The organism is Mangrovimonas sp. TPBH4, assembly GCF_001280505.1.
Lineage (GTDB): Bacteria > Bacteroidota > Bacteroidia > Flavobacteriales > Flavobacteriaceae > Mangrovimonas_A.
On record NZ_LBIO01000057.1, the window covers coordinates 299112 to 317215 of the forward strand.

An 18104-nucleotide genomic window follows, 5' to 3' on the forward strand; every position below is an offset into this window, starting at 1 on the left:
AAGACAGGAACCTACATTTCGTATTTTTTCATGAGTTAAAAACGAAAAATTATGTAGGTTTGTAGGCTAACTAAAATTAAACTTAAGTTTCAATGGAATATTTAGAATTTGAACTTCCAATTAAAGAACTTCAAGACCAACTGCAGAAATGTCAACTTATAGGAGAGGAGAGCGAAGTCGATGTTAGTGAGACCTGTAAGAAGATTGAAAAGAAATTACTAGAGACAAAAAAAGATATCTATAAGAACTTGACGCCATGGCAACGTGTACAGTTGTCCCGTCATCCGGACAGACCATATACCTTGGATTATATCAAAGCCCTTTGTGGTGATACATTTTTGGAACTTCATGGGGACAGAAATGTTAAGGATGATAAAGCCATGATTGGTGGTTTGGGTAAAATTGGTGATCAAACCTATATGTTTGTTGGGCAGCAAAAGGGGTACAATACCAAAACTAGACAGTACCGTAATTTTGGTATGTCTAATCCAGAAGGGTACCGTAAAGCTTTGCGCTTAATGAAATCTGCAGAGAAATTCGGTATTCCAGTAGTGACTTTTGTAGATACTCCAGGAGCCTATCCAGGTTTGGAAGCTGAAGAGCGCGGACAAGGTGAAGCCATTGCTAGAAACATTTTAGAAATGACCAGACTGCAAGTGCCAATCATCACTGTAATTATTGGTGAAGGTGCCTCAGGAGGTGCTTTGGGTATTGGTGTAGGTGACCGTGTATTGATGTTGGAAAACACTTGGTATTCGGTTATTTCTCCAGAATCTTGTTCTTCTATTTTATGGAGAAGCTGGGAATACAAAGAACAAGCGGCCGAAGCCTTGAAGCTAACCGCACCCGATATGAAGAAATTGAAATTGGTAGATGATATCGTTAAGGAACCTCTAGGAGGAGCCCATACAGATCGTGAGGCGACTTTTTTAGCTGTTAAAAATGCCATTGAGAAAAATTATGATGTGCTCAAAAACTTATCACCAAAAGACTTGGTAAATGAGCGTATGGATAAGTACATCAACATGGGGGTGTTTAAAGGCTAAAATATTCATTTACAATAATATAAAGAGAAACTGAAGTAGGTTGCTTCAGTTTTTTTTGGCACTATTAACAATTTTTTTAACTTATTAACAGTTAGATTGTTGAAGGAATGTTAAGATTGAATTCACCTATTTTTTTAATCTTTCATATCATTTTATTTACATTCGTGATATATGAAACAACCAAACCAATTACAAGGATATAAAGTCGACAAAAGTACATTGATTAGCCTTGAGAAAGGCAAAATACCGCCCCAAGCAATCGACTTGGAAGAGGTTGTACTAGGCGCCATGATGATTGATAAGAAAGGTGTCGACGAAGTTATCGATATCCTTAGCCCCGATGCTTTTTACAAGGAAGCTCACAAACATATTTTTGAATCCATTTTCAAACTTTTTGAAAACAGTGAGCCTATTGACCTTTTAACGGTATCTACTCAATTAAAGAAGGATGGAAAACTTGATTTGATTGGTGGGGATTTCTATTTGATTTCACTTACGCAAAGAGTATCGTCTTCCGCACATATCGAATTCCATGCCCGTATCATCCTGCAAAAGTTCATTCAGCGTAGTTTGATAAAAATTTCGAATGAAATTATAGAAGAGGCATATGATGAAACCAAGGACGTTTTTGATCTTTTGGATCATGCAGAGGCCAAACTATACGAGGTTACACAAGGGAACGTTAAGAAATCTACCGAGTCTGCTCAAAGTTTGGTAATCCAGGCCAAGAAAAAAATCGAAGAGATTTCCAATAGGGAAGGGTTGAGTGGTATTCCAACAGGATTTACAAAGTTGGATAAGTTGACCTCTGGATGGCAGCCTTCGGATTTGATTATTGTTGCGGCACGTCCTGGTATGGGTAAAACGGCCTTAACCTTAACCATGGCAAGGAACATTGCTGTAGACGGGAATATGCCTGTGGCCTTCTTTTCTTTGGAGATGTCCTCTGTACAGTTGATCACACGTTTGATTTCAAGTGAAACTGGACTGTCTTCAGAAAAATTGAGAACCGGTAAACTGGAGAAACACGAATGGGAGCAGCTGAACGTGAAAGTAAAGTCCTTGGAAAAGGCGCCATTATATATTGATGATACGCCATCTCTTTCCATTTTCGATTTGCGTGCAAAAGCCAGACGTTTGGCTTCGCAATACGGCATAAAAATGATCATGATCGATTACCTGCAGTTGATGACGGCTGGGGGAAGCCAAAAAGGAGGTGGGAACCGTGAACAGGAAATCTCGATGATCTCGCGTAACCTTAAGGCTTTGGCAAAAGAGTTGCATGTGCCCGTTATTGCACTGTCTCAGTTATCACGTGCAGTAGAAACCCGTGGAGGCAGTAAGCGTCCATTGCTATCGGATCTTCGTGAATCTGGTGCGATTGAGCAGGATGCGGATATTGTATCTTTTATCTATAGACCTGAATATTATAAAATTGAAGAATGGGATGATGAGGAGCGTTCTCCAACCGAAGGACAAGGGGAGTTTATTGTGGCAAAACACAGGAATGGTGGTTTGGAAAACATCCGTCTGAAATTCCTTGGACACCTAGGTAAATTCGATAACTTGGACGACTTTGATACGCCATTTGGGAATGAGTTCCATAGTAAAATGAACGAGGGAGGCGATGATAACTTCAATCCAGGAAACTTTACACCATCGGCGCATGACGCCTTTGGAGCTCCGGAATTACCGGACGATAACGATGTGCCTTTTTAATTAATTGATAGGGTTTTTACTCATTTTGAAGATGTGAAGAAACAGGGGCTAAGGTTCCTGTTTTTTTATGGCCTAAATTCAACAAAAAGAAAACTCCCCAGCCTTTTTGTAAACCATAATTTTAACCTTGGTTAAAGAGGGAATTTTAAAGGCAATCCAAACATTTTGGCGTAACTTTGCGCTCTGTTATAAAAGAAAATTGCCAACATGATCAATCAAACCCGTACTACCAATATGTTATTGCTAATTATAGTAATTCCATTAGTGTTTTATTTGTTGAAAACCTTGTCGTTTATCTTTATTCCTCTGGTGTTTTCAATGTTTATAGCCTTGTTGTTTTTGCCTTTGATGCGTTGGTTGGGGAAACGAAATATTCCAAAAATGGCCAGTATAGTCATAGTAGTGTTGTTGATTGTTTTAGGCTTGTGGATTGGTGTTGAGCTAATAAAATTATCTAGTCAACAGATTATGGCTACTAAAAGTGAATTTTTTGATAAAGCCGAAGTAAAACTTATCAATTTAAAAAGTTATCTCACGACTACGTTTGGTGTGGAGTTCAAGGAAAACGAAAATGTACTGGCCCAATTTCTTCAAAAGGAAAATTTAGGGACTACTTTTGATTTTATTAGAAAATTGGCCACTTCCATACTTATGACTGCTTTTTTTGTCGTGCTGTGGTTGGCAGAGTCTATCAACATGCACCAACTTTTAAATACAACCATCTTAAAGCAACGTCATACATCGGTAAAGACTTTTATTAAAATTGAAAAAGATTTGATAAAATTCATAAAGGTGAAATTCTTGGTAAGCTTACTTACGGGGATTGGTACTGGTTTGGCATGTGTATTTTTTGATATTAGTTTTCCTATTTTCTGGGGCTTGTTTGCATTTGCCATTAACTTCGTCCAAATGGTAGGGTCGTTTATTGCCGTAATTTCTTTGGCGATATTTGCCTTTGTGGAATTGGATCCTAGTAGTACTTTGTTCTTTTTTGTGTTGTCCATTACGGGAGTTCAAGTATTGTTTGGAGCCATTATGGAACCTATTTTTATGGGGAAATCCTTTTCAATCAATATTATTACCGTTTTGGTAATGCTGATGCTTTGGGGCTACATTTGGGGAATTCCGGGCCTAATTATGGCTATTCCAATCACTGTTTTTATCAAAATTATCTTGGAGCAGTTCCCAAACACGAAGCGTATTGCTGATTTGCTTTCGGGAACTAGCTAGACAAAATAGCCCGTTTTGTTTGCCTAATATTTCCTTAATGCCTTTTATTGAAGGCTAATTTTTAAGTATCTTTCCACTATGAAGAAGATATTGGCCTTAGTGGTATTTTTGGTTTTATGTGCAAACTCCAGTTTTGCCTCTTATATACTTGTCCCTATGGATGCCGAAGGGCAGCAAAACCATCTGAAGGCTTATGGTATTACTTATTGGACCTTAGAGAAGCAGCTTAAGGTGAAGTGGTTGTTGAACTACCGTGGAGGTTCCTTTTTATTGCCCGATGCTGAAGAAATCCAACGAGAGTGCCAGATTAGAGGGGTAAGTTTTGAAGTGCTATCCAATTCTAAAGCCGAAGAAATCCTTGAACTTATCAGTAGTCCTTCACAAAATATGGAAGCAGTGGTCTTGGAAAAGGCACCTAAAATTGCAGTCTATACGCCTTACGGAAAGCAACCTTGGGACGATGCCGTAACCATGGTTCTTACCTATGCTGAAATTCCATATGATACTATTTATGATGAAGAAGTGTTGAATGATGCCTTGCTTTTGTATGATTGGTTACACTTGCACCACGAAGACTTCACAGGACAGTTTGGTAAATTCTACAGATCGTTTAAATCTGCGGCGTGGTATATTGAAGAAAAGAAAGCTGCTGAAGAGTTGGCTACAAAATTGGGATATGATAAAGTATCTCAAGCCAAATTGGCCGTAGCTCTTAAGATTCGGGATTATGTTGTTGGAGGAGGTTTTATGTTTGCTATGTGTAGTGCTACCGATAGTTTTGATATTGCTTTGAGTGCCGAAGGTGTGGATATTTGTGAGCCTATGTTTGATGGAGATGGTAGCGATCCTGCCTATCAGAATAAAATTGATTTCAGAAAAACCTTTGCCTTTAAGGACTTTTTATTGGAACGTAATCCAAATGTTTATGAGTTCTCATCCATAGACATGACGCAAAAACGCCGCATTCCAAAAACTACCGATTATTTTACCCTAATGGATTTTTCAGCCAAATGGGATCCCGTGCCAACCATGCTTTGTCAAAATCATACGGCATTGGTAAAAGGATTTATGGGGCAAACGACGTCCTTTACTCGCGATGAAATCAAATCGAATGTATTGATCATGGGGGAAAACAAAACCAATGGTGAGGCGAAGTATATCCACGGAATAAAGGGAAAAGGATTCTTTACTTTTTATGGAGGACATGATCCAGAAGATTATACACATAGGGTAGGTGACCCAAAAACGGAATTGGATTTACACCCAACCTCTCCTGGTTACCGATTAATATTGAATAACGTTTTGTTCCCTGCGGCTAAGAAGAAAAAGCAGAAGACCTAAAATAAGCATGAAAAGTTTTCAGAAAGAAATTCGCCTTAGCGCCAAGTCAAGAGGTTTTCATTTGGTGACCCAAGAAATACTCAGTCAGTTTTCAGAAATTCAAAATATAAATGTGGGGATGTTTCATGTGTTTATCAAACACACTTCGGCGAGTTTGACCATTAATGAAAATGCAGATCCAACAGTAAGGGACGATTTTGAAAGTCATATCAATAAAATGGTGCCAGAAAATCAACCATATTACCGCCACACTTATGAAGGCCCTGATGATATGCCAGCACACATCAAGGCCTCTTTAATGGGAACCTCTGTTCAAATTCCGATTACTCAAGGACAATTGAATTTAGGAATTTGGCAAGGTATTTATTTATGCGAACATCGCAATCATGCGTCTGGAAGGCATTTGGTATTAACGGCCTTTGGCAATTGATTGCTTGTCTTTGATAAGTTGTTCCAAAACAACTTCTACACCTTCTTCATCATTGCTTTTGGTTTGGTAGCGAGCTACTTCTTTTACGTTGGGATGAGCATTGCTCATGGCATAACTGTAAGCAGCCTGAGCCATCATTTCCAAATCGTTATTATAGTCTCCAAAAACCATAGTTTCTTCCTTTGAAACTCCCAATAAATCCTGAACCTGTTGTAAAGCGTAGCCTTTGTTGGTATTCATATGAGAAAGATCCAACCAATTAGATCCCGATACTTTTACTTGTATATGGTCTTCGTAATGCTTTACGTGTGGGTAGATATTTTGTTCAGAACCACCAAAGCTGTATACAGCAATCTTTAAAAAATTGTCATCGTTAACTTGGGTCAAGTCTTCCACCTGTTTGAATTCGGTGTAATATTCCTTGAACATATTGATAAAACTATCATCGTTGCTTTCAATGTAGGCCGAACGTTCTCCGCATAACACTATATAGGAATCCTCAATATTTCTTAAAATAGGAATCAGACGGTTGATATCTTCCATTGGGAAATAATTGGCGTGCAATTGTTTGTCGCCTTGTTTGGTAAGACCACCATTTTCAGCTATAATGGTAATCTCGTCTTTTATGGATCCTAGTTTGTCAAGGATACTAAAATACTGACGACCACTGGCCGCTATAAAATGGACATTATTGGTTTTTAGTTCGTTGAATAATTTATAAAAATTACTGCTCACTTCCCCTTTGGAATTGAGCAGTGTACCATCCATATCGGTGACCACCAATTTGATTTGAGATAAATTCATAGGCAATTTTTTTCCAAAGCTAAGATTATCAAGTCAAAAGGCTCTGAAATTAATGTTAATATATCGTTTAGTGGGCAACTCCTGTATGGCAACTACAGGATGGTGTTGTAAAACTTTGGGTTTCTTCATGCCAAGGGAATGCTTGGTTGTACTTGTTGTTTTCCCAATAGAACTTTGTGCGTTCTTTAGGATTGTTGCCAATTTCGTTCATGGTTTCGGTATCATAAAGTCTTCCATTCACCATAGTGTAAATGATGCTTTCTGAGTTTTGAATGTCTTCCAATGGGTTTTTGTCCATTACGATAAGGTCGGCCAATTTACCTTTTTTTAAAGAACCTATGTCCTTGGCCATCCCAATGTAATCAGCACCATTGATGGTAGCTGCTTTTAGGGCTTCGTGGTTAGTCATACCTCCTTGTTGCAACATCCACAATTCCCAATGAGCTCCTAGACCTTGTAACTGACCGTGGGCACCCAAATTCACTTTCACACCAGCATCAGATAGCTTTTTACAAGTTTCAGAAACTAAAATGTGTCCATTTTCATATTCATCATCCGGTACCATCGTTCTGTGTCTTGACCGGGCATCGATAATACCTCTAGGAGTGTATTTCAGCAGTTTTTCATTTTCCCATACATTAGTTTTTTGGTACCAATAGTATTCTCCATTCAATCCTCCATAATTCACAATAAGAGTAGGGGTGTAGCCTACATTACTGTTACTCCATAATTCAACAATATCCTTATAAACAGGAGCCACAGGAATGTTGTGTTCAATTCCTGTATGACCGTCCATAATCATAGACATATTGTGGAAGAAATTGGAACCTCCCTCAGGCACTACAAAAATACCTTCCTCACGAGCCGCTTGTAACACCTGTTGACGCTGGTCTCGTCTCGGTTGGTTGTAACTTTTTACAGAAAGAGCACCAAATGCTTTGGTACGTCTGATTGAAGAACGCGCATCTTCAAGGCCATTTATAACAGCTTTAAAGTCGCCATCGCCGCCATAAAGAATGAACCCTGTAGAGAACAATCTTGGGCCGACCAGATCACCACTTTTTTGTAATTCGGATAGGGTGAAAATCGTTTCTGAATTAGCCGATGGGTCATGAGCAGTAGTGACACCAAAAGCTAGATTAGCATAGAATTGCCAGTGTTTTTGGGTTGGTAGACCATCTCTAAAGCCTCCAACATGGGCATGCACATCTACAATTCCGGGCATAATGGTTTTTCCTGTTACATCATATACCTTAGCATTGGATGGGATTTTAACACTGGAAGTGCTACCCAAAGATTCAATTCTGTTCTCATTGATAATGATGGTTCCATTTTCAATCACTTCATCACCTTCCATGGTAATAATTCTTGCCCCTTTTAATGCAATACGTCCTTCAGGTTTGTCAGTCTTTACTTTTAAATTAATGGTAATGCCATCTTCAACCAATTTAGTGTCTTCTGAAATGTTGGCTGTGTAATAGGTGTTTCCTAAAGTCCAATGCAACTTTTTACTATCAGAAGACCAGTGAAGGTTGAGTCCCGCATCTTTGGAAAGTTGGGTTATAGGCACGAATTTAGTCGCATCTGTGATATCCAAAGTCTGACCAGCATGAGGCATCGGAGCCATATATACTTTATGTAAATGGATGAACGCAATCCAATTGCCGTCTGGGCTAGGAACTAATCTGTTTCCGTGTTTTGATTTTACCAATACTTGAGTGTCATTACCATTAAGATTGGTAATTTTCAATTCCTTGGTAAGTTCTCCAAAGAATTTACCGCCCGTTTGGTAAATGATTTTTGTGTCATCAGTATTGAAGATTGGAAAATCTCCTTCTTTGGTTACAAATTTTGGATTACTACCATCGGCATTCATTGTATAAATTCCATGGTTATTGTCATAGGCATAACCTTGATCACTGTTACCGGCTTCTTTCAAATAAACAATTTGGTTGCTGTTATGAGAGAAAGAAGGGTTTCTGTAGATGCCCTTTTCAGAAGTTAGTTTTACGGGAGTACCTCCAGAAGCAGGAACTTTATAGATTGCACCCAAGTTTTCATCATTCCAAGTTACGTAAACAATATTTTTTCCGTCGGGGGAAAAGCTTGGTTCAAATTCAAAAGCGGTATTAGAGGTAAGGCGTTTAGGAGTACCATTTGGAAGCTTTTGGGACCACAAATGACCAACGGCACTAAACACTAATGTTTTGCCGTCTGGGGATGTCACTGCATGTCTGATAACTTTGGCATCAAAGGTGTCGGGAGCCACAGGATTGTCAAATTCAACAGCTTTGGCAATTTTAATGTTGGCATCTACTTGAAATGGAATATTGGTAACCTCTAAAGAGTTGATGTTGATTTTATTGATTTTTCCACCAGCCCAAAACACAATCTCTTCATTGTTTGGCATCCAGTTGAAATTGGGGTAGACACCAAAAATTGCCCAAGCTTCCTGTTGATCTTTGTTCAACTTGTCATAAAGTGGCCACTCTTGGCCAGTTTCCAAATCATGGATATACAGCACCGATTTTTCACGTACACGCTTAACAAAAGCGAGTTTTTTTCCATCTCTGGAAGTTTGAGGACGGGCAGCTCCTCCAGGGCCTCCGCTAATTCTAGTGATTTCCCCCGTAGCCATATCGTATCTGTTGATCACATAAATTTGGCTATTTGGGTCTTTGTTATATTGAAAATAGCCTCCAGGATACATATCTTCACTGTAGTAAAGGTATTTTCCGTCAGGAGACATACTTGGTTCGTTGACATCCTGTTGGTCGTTTTTACGTTTTGTAAGCTGAATACCGCTCCCTCCAGAATGGTGGTACATCCACATTTCACCCGCACCAGCCGAACGCTCTGAAGTAAAATGTTTCCTAGCAATAATGTATTGCCCATCTGGAGTCCAAATGGCATTGTTCAAAAGCCTAAAGTCCTCCTTGGTGATGGCTTTGGCATTGTTACCATCGGTATCCATCATCCAAATGTTGTCCCCACCGCCAGCGTCACTAGTAAAAGAAATATGTTTCCCATCAGGACTAAAACGAGGTTGAACTTCAAAAGCAATTCCTTCTCTTAAACAAGTGGCTTTTCCTCCAGTACTTTTTATTTTGTAAATATCACCCAACATGTCAAAAACAATATATTTACCATCGGGACTAACATCCAGGTTCATCCAAGTACCTTCATCTGTGGAAAATTGATGGGTTTGATAATCAAAATCACCTTGTGGATTGTTGACGTCCCAAGTAGGAGTTTTGGCTTTATCCTGACTGAAGAGGGAAAAATGACATGATAAGAGTAGTAGAATTAAAGAGCTTGTTCGTAGCATTTTCATTATGAATTATTTTGGCCCGAAATATACTTATAATTGTTGAAATAATATGGCTCTTTTAATTGTGATAATGGTCCAAAATATTGGTCTAGAAACAAAAAAACCAGTTCTAAAAGAACTGGTTTTTTATATAAATTAAAAACAATTATTATTCAGGAAGTCCATATTGGAAATATGTTGCCCATTGGTTTCCTGGGAATGGACATCCATCTCCCCAGGCCGTTTCTTCACAATCACAAGGTACAGGAATTGTAATGAATATAGATTGAACACCTTCATCCTCAGGAATGAGAATTATAACAACATCTTCTCCGCACACAGGAACACAATCTGTATGTTCTAAAGCCATACTTACAAGTTCATCTACTCTGGTAGGAGAGTAAGGCCCTGTGTAGAGGCATTCGCTACAAATGCTGTCATCAATAAGCATCCAAATGGCTATTTGAAGATCTCCAAATGTATATAATCCATATCCGCCTGAGTCAGTTCCAATAAAATTTTGGTTCATAAGCCAGTTTACGGCGCCAAAATTTTCTGGGTGTTCAAATTTGCCTTCAGGTAGAGTTTCGTATGATGAATACACATCTGCAGTAAAGCAATCTCCACTCTCCAGAGAAGTGTCTTGATCGGCGCACCAAGCATCGAAGGCTCCAGTTAAGGAATTTTCGGGATCGATTTCAATGTTGAAATAGCTATCTATAGCATCAAGCCCTTTATCCGTTACACATAAAGACACTTGAGCAGGTAGGGTATTTGGATAAAGGTCATTGGTTACATCTGTGATACAATGTACAACTGCGTGAGCAGCTATGTATGGACCATCTATAATAGGTGCATAATATACTACTTCAGCTATACACTCCCATTTGTCATTTTCTTCGAATTGCCCTACCTGTGGATTTCCAGGGTTATTCACAGGAAAGCCCAATGGGGTTGTAGCTACAGACAGGTGGGTTTCAGTAATACAGTATTTACTGTTGGTAATTGAGTAGGTAATTTTGTAATCGCTTCCTTCAACTTCTACTTTCACAGTACCAACAAGTATGTTTTGTCCTGCTAATAAGTCTACTTCAGTTGCAGTGGTAATACAAGAGAGGTCAAAGGTTGCTGGAGCTTGTTGCTTTGCAGAAGAATCTGTTTCAATTACTGAATTCTCTCCTGAATTTATTGGTTCTACTTGGCAGCTATAAATGCCTAAGGTCATAATTACACCAAAAAATATGGTGTAAAGGTGGTGAGGGTTAGTTTTGATTTTCATGATTGCATATGTTTAGAATTGATATTTAATCCATATGCTATTAATCTAGTTCATTGCAAATATACGTAATTATAGTTTAAGTAGTTGTTTTATAGTTGATTATGATATGTTTTTGTTTGAGTTTTACGGTGGGTGGATGTAAAAAGTTATATCTTAGATTGAACAAGTTTAAGAAAAAGAAGTTCAAATGAAAATCTCGGTTTTAATTCCCGATGGAGAAAGTCATATGTTAATTTATGTTGTGAATTGCTTGGCTCAACATAATGAAGTTAAAATACATATTATGTCTGATCGTAAGTGGTTACCCATGCGTTTTTCAAATTACATATACCATTACTCGTTTTACCCAAAATTGGAATATGGAGAAGAGTGGATTAACAATATTAATAGAGAACTACAGGAACATAATATAGATGTCGTTATGCCCATATTTGAGCATGGAATAAGAACAATGATTACTTATCGTGATAGACTTATAGATGCAAAAGTATTAGGGTTGTTACCTAAATTGCGTGATTTTAATACTGCTATCAATAAAAATTTGCTATCGAAACTTCTTACGATACATAATATGCCTTTACCAAAAAGTTTATATGTAAATGGGAAAGGTTATCCAAAAGAATTAAAGTATCCCGTAATCATAAAACCAGTTGAAGGATTTGGAGGAGGGCAAGGAGTAAATCTTTTGGTTAATGAGACGGAGCTCAAACTATATTTGGAAAAAAGTTTGTTTGGAAAGGAGTTTTTAATCCAAGAAGTTGTCCAAGGGTATGATATAGGTTGTAGTGTTTTATGTAAGGAAGGAAAAATATTAAGCTATACCATACAGAAGGAAATTCAAAAGGCCGTTAATGTTTTAGGCCCTTTAACAGGAATGGAATTTATCAAAGAAGAGAAAGTTTTAAAGATTGTAGAGTTGTTGATGGAAAAATTAAACTGGTCTGGTGTAGGTCACGTAGATTTGAGATACGATAAAGTTAAAGGGGATTATAAGATAATTGAGGTGAATACCAGATTTTGGTCTTCCTTGGAAGGGTCTGAAATTGCAGGAGTTAACTTTCCTTATTTATATTGTTTAGCAAGTATGGGAATGAATTTTGATATGCCAAATTATTCTAGTGTTAGCTTTTATAATTTGAAAGGCCTTTTGAAACTAATTAAGGATGATATTAAGGTTTTAATTAACACATCTTTTGTGTTGAACAACACGCCACTAAAGTATGCATTAGGAGATCCTATTCCGATGGGAGTAAAGTTTATAGCTAGAACTAAAAACATATTTGTAAATAAGCTTAAGGAAGTTACACACAATTTAAAAAGTTATTGAGTACTTTTTTTCTTTTTCCAGAAGAAAGAGCGGGGATTTCATTTACATAAACAATTCTCACTTCGGCATCATTCCCAAAATCTTGTTTAATTTCAGCGATAAGCTCTTCTTCAAAAGGAAAATCTTCGTGAAGGTTTAGTTTTACTGTATATTTATTTTGAGTTTCTTGGATAAATTGAAACTGTTTAAAATACTTATAATATTTATAAAATTTTGTATACACTACAAAAGAGGAGATTATTTCTCCCTTAGTGTCACTGATTAAGTCCATTTTTCTTCCCTCAATGTATTTAAGTTTTGTCACGCCAGATTGATCTAAAACTAATTTACCAATATCTCCTGTATCATACCTAATTAGCGGCATGCAGTAATTGAAAAGATCTGTAATAACAATACGTCCGGAATTTCCAAGTTCTACAGCTTCATCTTTATTTAGGTCCAAGATTTCGATAAAATAGCTGGCATGATTGATTACATATTCATTTTGAGATTCGATGGTTTGCTGTGCAATAATGCCTAATTCTTCATTTGAATACCTAGACAATATTGGGACTTTAAAATAACTATATAGATGAGACTTTGTATAACTATTCAAATGTTCAGCATTGGCAATTATGGATGTAAGCTTCGGTGGAGGTTCAAAAGTTCTTTTTGTGCTTTGAAGGTATTGACAAATCGTTTCGAGAGCGGAAGCAAATCCAAGTATGGTTTTGGTCCTTTTGTTTTTATGCAATTGATTTAAAAAATTGTTACACTTTTCATTATCTAACCTTGTAATATCAATTTGGACAATATTCTGTAAGTAAGATTTAAATGATGATTTTTTATTGTGTTTTCTCCATACTTCCAGATTATAAAGTCTACTACCAACATTATAATTACTCAATTGGGAGAAACAGATAACATCTGCTGTATTTCTAGCTTTTTTATTTTTATCCTGAAACAGGAAAAAGGGGATTCCTGTTGAACCGCTTGTGGCGACTTTAAAGGAAGGTTGATCTTCAAATTCACTAGATTTAAAGCTTCCAAAATTGTTCTGTATAATTGGTTTTTGAATTACAGGAAAGTCTTGAAGTGAGTTGTAATTGAAATAAGGTTGGTAAAAAGGTGTGGTTTTTGTGGCATGGTTTAAAAGATTGACAAGGTGAAAATTTCTTTTTTCCAAAGCATTCTTTGAGACAGGGTTTCTCAAGATGCTTTCAATGTCTTGTAAATGCCTATTAACAGGGGATCCTTTGATAAAATCTAACAACCAGAAAACACGATTTCTAAACACATTTAACATGTAATAACACCCTTAAATAAATCTAAATTTAGTGTATATGTTGCTTTAAACAAAAAAATCCGATTCAAATTGAATCGGATTTTTATAAGCGAATTGTTGTTAATATTTAGGCGAACGCCTTACTTTACTTTGTTTACGATTGCTTCAAAAGCTTCTGGGTTGTTCATAGCTAAATCTGCAAGTACCTTACGGTTCAATTCGATATTGTTAGCTTTAAGTGCTCCCATAAACTTAGAATATGACATTCCGTGTAATCTTGCTCCTGCATTAATACGTTGGATCCATAAAGCACGGAAAGTTCTCTTTTTGTTTCTACGGTCTCTGTACGAGTATTGCATCGCTTTGTCAACCGCGTTTTTGGCTACCGTCCAAACGTTTTTACGTCTTCCAAAGTAACCTTTGGCCTGCTTAAGAACCTTTTTTCTTCTGGCTCTTTTAGCAACTGAATTTACTGATCTTGGCATTTCTTAATTTGTTTTTTTGTAGTAGGCGACCTAAAAAGGTACTTGCTAAATAGTTTTGCCTAACTCCAGGGTTTATAAATTTGTTAACCGGTTAAAGACCGATATTACTTTAAACGTAACATGGTTTTAACATTGTTCTCGTCTGACTTATGTACCAAAGTATCATGAGTCAAGGCAAGTTTACGCTTTTTAGACTTTTTTGTCAAAATGTGACTTTTAAAAGCGTGCTTTCTCTTAATCTTACCAGTGCCAGTAAGTTTAAAACGTTTCTTGGCACTTGATTTAGTTTTCATTTTAGGCATCTTTCTCCTAGTTTTTAATTTACGTTTCGCTTATTATTGTTTACCTTAATAGGTGTTATTTTGTTTTTTTAGGAGCAATGAACATGGTCATTCGCTTACCTTCCAATTTTGGCATTTGTTCTACTTTACCAAATTCTTCCAGGTCTTGCGCCAATCGTAACAATAAAATTTGTCCTTGCTCTTTAAACACGATAGAACGTCCTTTAAAAAATACAAATGCTTTTAGCTTTGCACCTTCCTTAAGGAATTTTTCAGCGTGTTTCTTTTTGAATTCGTAATCGTGGTCATCGGTTTGAGGGCCAAAACGAATTTCTTTTACAACAACTTTAGACGTTTTTGCTTTTAAGGCCTTGTCACGTTTCTTTTGTTCGTAAAGAAACTTTTTATAATCCATAACCTTACAAACAGGAGGATCAGCTTTAGGTGATATTTCAACAAGGTCTAAGCCTTGCTCTTCGGCAATGGCCAATGCAGGTCTGATGCCGTAAATGCCTACCTCTACATTGTCACCGACAAGTCTTACTTTTTCGGCTCTAATTTTAGAGTTAATTTTGTGCTGGTCTTCCTTCGGTTCTCTCTTAAAGTTATTTCTGTGTCTACGTATTGCTATGACTTATAAATTTTAGTTAAACTTAATTTTCTTATTTAAAGGTTTTTAATGTCTTTTTAATCTCTGCGTCAACAATATTAGAAAATTCATCAATGCTAATCAAGCCTAAATCCTCTCCTCCGTGTTGGCGTACCGAAATTTTACCTTCAGCTTCCTCATTTTCACCTATAATCACCATATATGGAATTTTTTGCATTTCCGCTTCACGGATTTTCTTTCCAATGGTTTCGTTACGATTATCTACGAGGGCGCGAATTTCGTGATTTTCCAACAAATTTAAAACTTTTTCGGCGTATTTTTCATATTTCTCACTTATACATAGTACAATAGCCTGCTCCGGAACCAACCAAAGAGGGAAGTTTCCTCCAGTGTGTTCCAACAAGATTGCCACGAAACGTTCCATGCTACCAAAGGGAGCACGGTGAATCATAACAGGTCTGTGAAGCTCGTTGTCACTGCCTTTATAAGTAAGGTCAAAACGCTCAGGTAAGTTGTAGTCTACTTGGATAGTCCCCAGCTGCCACTGTCTCCCTAAAGCATCTTTCACCATGAAGTCTAATTTTGGACCGTAAAAGGCGGCTTCGCCTTCTTCAATTACGTAATCCAAGCCTTTGTCTTTGGCGGCATTAATAATAGCTTGTTCTGCTTTCTCCCAATTTTCAACCTTACCTATATATTTGTCTGGGTTTTCAGGATCACGAACCGATACTTGAGCTGTAAAGTTTTCAAAACCTAAAGACCCAAAGACATAAAGTACCAAATCGATTACTTCCTTAAACTCAGCATCCAATTGGTCTGGTGTACAGAAAATATGCGCATCATCTTGAGTAAATCCTCTCACACGTGTCAATCCGTGCAACTCACCGCTTTGTTCATAGCGATATACCGTTCCAAATTCAGCAAAACGTTTTGGTAAATCCTTATAGGAAAAAGGACGTGTGTTATAAATTTCACAGTGGTGGGGACAGTTCATCGGTTTCAACAAAAACTCTTCGCCTTCGTGCGGTGTGTGGATAGGTTGGAAGCTGTCTTCTCCGTATTTGGCATAGTGGCCAGAGGTAACGTATAGTTCTTTTTGTCCAATATGAGGAGTCACTACCATTTCATAACCTGCTTTCTTTTGAGCTTTTTTTAGGAAATTTTCCAAGCGTTCTCTTAAGGCAGCACCTTTTGGAAGCCATAATGGTAACCCTTGACCAACTTTTTGAGAGAAGGTGAATAGTTCTAATTCCTTCCCAAGTTTTCTGTGGTCACGCTTTTTAGCTTCCTCCAAAAGGTGAAGGTATTCTGTTAGTTCCTTTTGTTTAGGGAAAGAAATACCGTAAACTCTTGTTAGCTGTTTGTTGTTTTCGTCTCCTCTCCAGTAAGCACCCGCAACCGAAAGCAATTTTACAGCTTTAATGATACCTGTGTTAGGGATGTGGCCTCCACGACATAAGTCAGTAAAGGTAGAATGGTCGCAGAATGTGATGGTGCCGTCCTCCAAGTTCTCGATTAATTCTACTTTATACTCATTACCTTGAGATTGGTACATGGACAAAGCATCGGCCTTGGAAACAGAACGCATTTTAAAATCGTGCTTTCCTCTGGCAATCTCCAATATTTTGGTTTCAATGGCTTTGAAATCCTTATCGGAAATAGAATGATCTCCAAAATCCACATCATAATAAAAACCATTTTCAATGGCAGGACCTATTGATAGTTTTACGCCAGGGTACAATTCTTCCAAGGCTTGGGCCAATACGTGGGAGCTAGAGTGCCAAAAGGCTTTTTTCCCATCTTTATCATTCCATGTATATAATATTAAGGAACCGTTTGTGGTTATTGGGGTGGAAACTTCAATGGTTTCGTCATTAAAATTTGCCGAAATCACGTTTCTTGCAAACCCCTCACTGATGCTTTTGGCAACATCCATCGGTGTAACGCCTTGTTCAAAGCTTTTTACCGTTCCATCTGGTAATGTAATATCAATCATTTATAGTCTTCTATTTAAGGGGACAAAGATAAGAGGATAAATAATTTCATACAATATATATATATGTATAATTTGGAAGTGTATTATTAATTGATGAAGCTGTTTTTGATTGGTGTATTATTTAATAGGGAATAGGAATACTATATAATAGGTGTAAAAGGAAGAGGAGAGAGGGTTACAAAGACAATTTCAAAAAAGAATTAAAATTATTATAGATATAAATAGCTTGAAACCAGACAAGTGAATTTTGTTGGTTAATTTATTTTTAAATAACCATTAGTAAATCTTGCACATATCCAAAAAGGCGGTATATTTGCAGCCGCAAAAACAGCGAGCGCTGTCGTAGCGAAGGGAGTTCATTGAGAGTATCGGTTATAAGTGTTTTTGAGAGGCGATTGCGCCACGAAAAAAAACTTTTAAAAAAATAACCGAAACTATTGCGAGCTTCAAAAAAGGGTTCTATATTTGCACCCGCTTAAGCGATAAGCTTAGGAAAAACAAAGAAGACAAGTTCATTAACATATTGAATTGACAGCGTAAGACCGATCTTATTTTAAGATCTGGTCGAACAAAGAACAAGCCATTTTGAGAACCAGAAAATTCCGTTTCGGGAGTCTGAATAATATTTAAGATTTAACGATGAAGAGTTTGATCCTGGCTCAGGATGAACGCTAGCGGCAGGCCTAACACATGCAAGTCGAACGGCAGCGGGGAAAAGCTTGCTTTTCCGCCGGCGAGTGGCGCACGGGTGCGTAACGCGTATGCAACCTACCTCTTACAGGGGGATAGCCCAGAGAAATTTGGATTAATACCCCGTAGTATACCGATGTGGCATCACAATGGTATTAAAGTTTCGGCGGTAAGAGATGGGCATGCGTTCTATTAGCTAGTAGGTGTGGTAACGGCACACCTAGGCGACGATAGATAGGGGCCCTGAGAGGGGGATCCCCCACACTGGTACTGAGACACGGACCAGACTCCT

Annotated in this window: 14 protein-coding genes and 1 rRNA gene; 7 read left to right on the plus strand and 8 right to left on the minus strand. The window is 37.6% G+C overall.

The annotated features are described in order from the left end of the window. Nucleotides 1–92 precede the first annotated feature (92 nt). The 5 genes from ZA05_RS14290 to ZA05_RS14310 all read left to right on the plus strand — a co-directional run bounded on the left by ZA05_RS14290 (nt 93) and on the right by ZA05_RS14310 (nt 5766). Nucleotides 93–1046, plus strand: a complete 954-nt coding sequence (locus tag ZA05_RS14290) for an acetyl-CoA carboxylase carboxyltransferase subunit alpha (RefSeq protein ID WP_053992357.1) — start codon at nt 93–95, stop codon at nt 1044–1046. 171 nt (nt 1047–1217) lie between these two features. Continuing rightward, nucleotides 1218–2765, plus strand: a complete 1548-nt coding sequence (dnaB, locus tag ZA05_RS14295; RefSeq protein WP_053992358.1) for a replicative DNA helicase — start codon at nt 1218–1220, stop codon at nt 2763–2765. Between the two features lie 207 nt (nt 2766–2972). Beyond that, nucleotides 2973–3995 carry an AI-2E family transporter gene (locus ZA05_RS14300; protein ID WP_082333787.1) on the plus strand — a complete coding sequence of 341 codons (1023 nt, stop codon included), beginning with the start codon at nt 2973–2975 and terminating at the stop codon, nt 3993–3995. A gap of 78 nt (nt 3996–4073) precedes the next feature. Then, nucleotides 4074–5336, plus strand: a complete 1263-nt coding sequence (locus ZA05_RS14305; protein WP_197276101.1) for an asparagine synthetase B — start codon at nt 4074–4076, stop codon at nt 5334–5336. Nucleotides 5337–5343: 7 nt separating this feature from the next. After that, nucleotides 5344–5766 (plus strand): secondary thiamine-phosphate synthase enzyme YjbQ, encoded by a 423-nt coding sequence (locus ZA05_RS14310; RefSeq protein WP_053992359.1) that lies wholly within the window; start codon nt 5344–5346, stop codon nt 5764–5766. On the opposite strand, the gene ZA05_RS14315 is transcribed toward ZA05_RS14310, so the two are convergent. The 3 genes from ZA05_RS14315 to ZA05_RS14325 form a co-directional block, all read right to left on the minus strand. After that, nucleotides 5746–6570: an HAD family hydrolase gene (locus tag ZA05_RS14315; protein ID WP_053992360.1), complete on the minus strand. Its 825-nt coding sequence runs from the start codon at nt 6568–6570 to the stop codon at nt 5746–5748. The genes ZA05_RS14310 and ZA05_RS14315 overlap by 21 nt on opposite strands. 67 nt (nt 6571–6637) lie before the next feature. After that, complete coding sequence (locus ZA05_RS14320; RefSeq protein WP_053992382.1) at nt 6638–9898, minus strand: amidohydrolase family protein; 3261 nt, start codon at nt 9896–9898, stop codon at nt 6638–6640. 151 nt (nt 9899–10049) lie between these two features. After that, nucleotides 10050–11159: a hypothetical protein gene (locus ZA05_RS14325; RefSeq protein ID WP_053992361.1), complete on the minus strand. Its 1110-nt coding sequence runs from the start codon at nt 11157–11159 to the stop codon at nt 10050–10052. 187 nt (nt 11160–11346) lie between these two features. Here ZA05_RS14325 and ZA05_RS14330 point away from each other — a divergent pair, with 187 nt between their 5' ends. Beyond that, nucleotides 11347–12486: an ATP-grasp domain-containing protein gene (locus ZA05_RS14330; protein WP_053992362.1), complete on the plus strand. Its 1140-nt coding sequence runs from the start codon at nt 11347–11349 to the stop codon at nt 12484–12486. Here the strand turns inward: ZA05_RS14330 and ZA05_RS14335 are convergent. From ZA05_RS14335 to thrS, 5 genes are all read right to left on the minus strand, one after another. Then, nucleotides 12461–13651, minus strand: coding sequence for a CoF synthetase (locus ZA05_RS14335; RefSeq protein ID WP_157514716.1), 1191 nt, complete (start codon nt 13649–13651; stop codon nt 12461–12463). The two genes, ZA05_RS14330 and ZA05_RS14335, sit on opposite strands and share 26 nt — an antisense overlap. 239 nt (nt 13652–13890) lie before the next feature. Next, nucleotides 13891–14235: a 50S ribosomal protein L20 gene (gene rplT, locus ZA05_RS14340; protein ID WP_053992364.1), complete on the minus strand. Its 345-nt coding sequence runs from the start codon at nt 14233–14235 to the stop codon at nt 13891–13893. Nucleotides 14236–14339: 104 nt separating this feature from the next. Further along, nucleotides 14340–14537 carry a 50S ribosomal protein L35 gene (rpmI, locus tag ZA05_RS14345; RefSeq protein WP_053975390.1) on the minus strand — a complete coding sequence of 66 codons (198 nt, stop codon included), beginning with the start codon at nt 14535–14537 and terminating at the stop codon, nt 14340–14342. A 55-nt stretch (nt 14538–14592) separates the two neighbouring features. Further along, nucleotides 14593–15147: a translation initiation factor IF-3 gene (infC, locus tag ZA05_RS14350; RefSeq protein WP_197276105.1), complete on the minus strand. Its 555-nt coding sequence runs from the start codon at nt 15145–15147 to the stop codon at nt 14593–14595. 31 nt (nt 15148–15178) lie between these two features. After that, nucleotides 15179–17122 (minus strand): threonine--tRNA ligase, encoded by a 1944-nt coding sequence (gene thrS / locus ZA05_RS14355; protein ID WP_053992366.1) that lies wholly within the window; start codon nt 17120–17122, stop codon nt 15179–15181. A gap of 636 nt (nt 17123–17758) precedes the next feature. Here thrS and ZA05_RS14360 point away from each other — a divergent pair. After that, a 16S ribosomal RNA gene (locus ZA05_RS14360) occupies nt 17759–18104 on the plus strand; the annotation flags it as partial.

What these genes read in the sequence shown, in the direction of transcription:
- ZA05_RS14290 (WP_053992357.1), top strand. Translation starts at nt 93, where the DNA reads ATGGAATATTTAGAATTTGAACTTCCAATTAAAGAACTTCAAGACCAA.
- dnaB (WP_053992358.1), top strand. Translation starts at nt 1,218, where the DNA reads ATGAAACAACCAAACCAATTACAAGGATATAAAGTCGACAAAAGTACA.
- ZA05_RS14300 (WP_082333787.1), top strand. Translation starts at nt 2,973, where the DNA reads ATGATCAATCAAACCCGTACTACCAATATGTTATTGCTAATTATAGTA.
- ZA05_RS14305 (WP_197276101.1), top strand. Translation starts at nt 4,074, where the DNA reads ATGAAGAAGATATTGGCCTTAGTGGTATTTTTGGTTTTATGTGCAAAC.
- ZA05_RS14310 (WP_053992359.1), top strand. Translation starts at nt 5,344, where the DNA reads ATGAAAAGTTTTCAGAAAGAAATTCGCCTTAGCGCCAAGTCAAGAGGT.
- ZA05_RS14315 (WP_053992360.1), bottom strand. Translation starts at nt 6,570, where the DNA reads ATGAATTTATCTCAAATCAAATTGGTGGTCACCGATATGGATGGTACA.
- ZA05_RS14320 (WP_053992382.1), bottom strand. Translation starts at nt 9,898, where the DNA reads ATGCTACGAACAAGCTCTTTAATTCTACTACTCTTATCATGTCATTTT.
- ZA05_RS14325 (WP_053992361.1), bottom strand. Translation starts at nt 11,159, where the DNA reads ATGAAAATCAAAACTAACCCTCACCACCTTTACACCATATTTTTTGGT.
- ZA05_RS14330 (WP_053992362.1), top strand. Translation starts at nt 11,347, where the DNA reads ATGAAAATCTCGGTTTTAATTCCCGATGGAGAAAGTCATATGTTAATT.
- rplT (WP_053992364.1), bottom strand. Translation starts at nt 14,235, where the DNA reads ATGCCAAGATCAGTAAATTCAGTTGCTAAAAGAGCCAGAAGAAAAAAG.
- rpmI (WP_053975390.1), bottom strand. Translation starts at nt 14,537, where the DNA reads ATGCCTAAAATGAAAACTAAATCAAGTGCCAAGAAACGTTTTAAACTT.
- thrS (WP_053992366.1), bottom strand. Translation starts at nt 17,122, where the DNA reads ATGATTGATATTACATTACCAGATGGAACGGTAAAAAGCTTTGAACAA.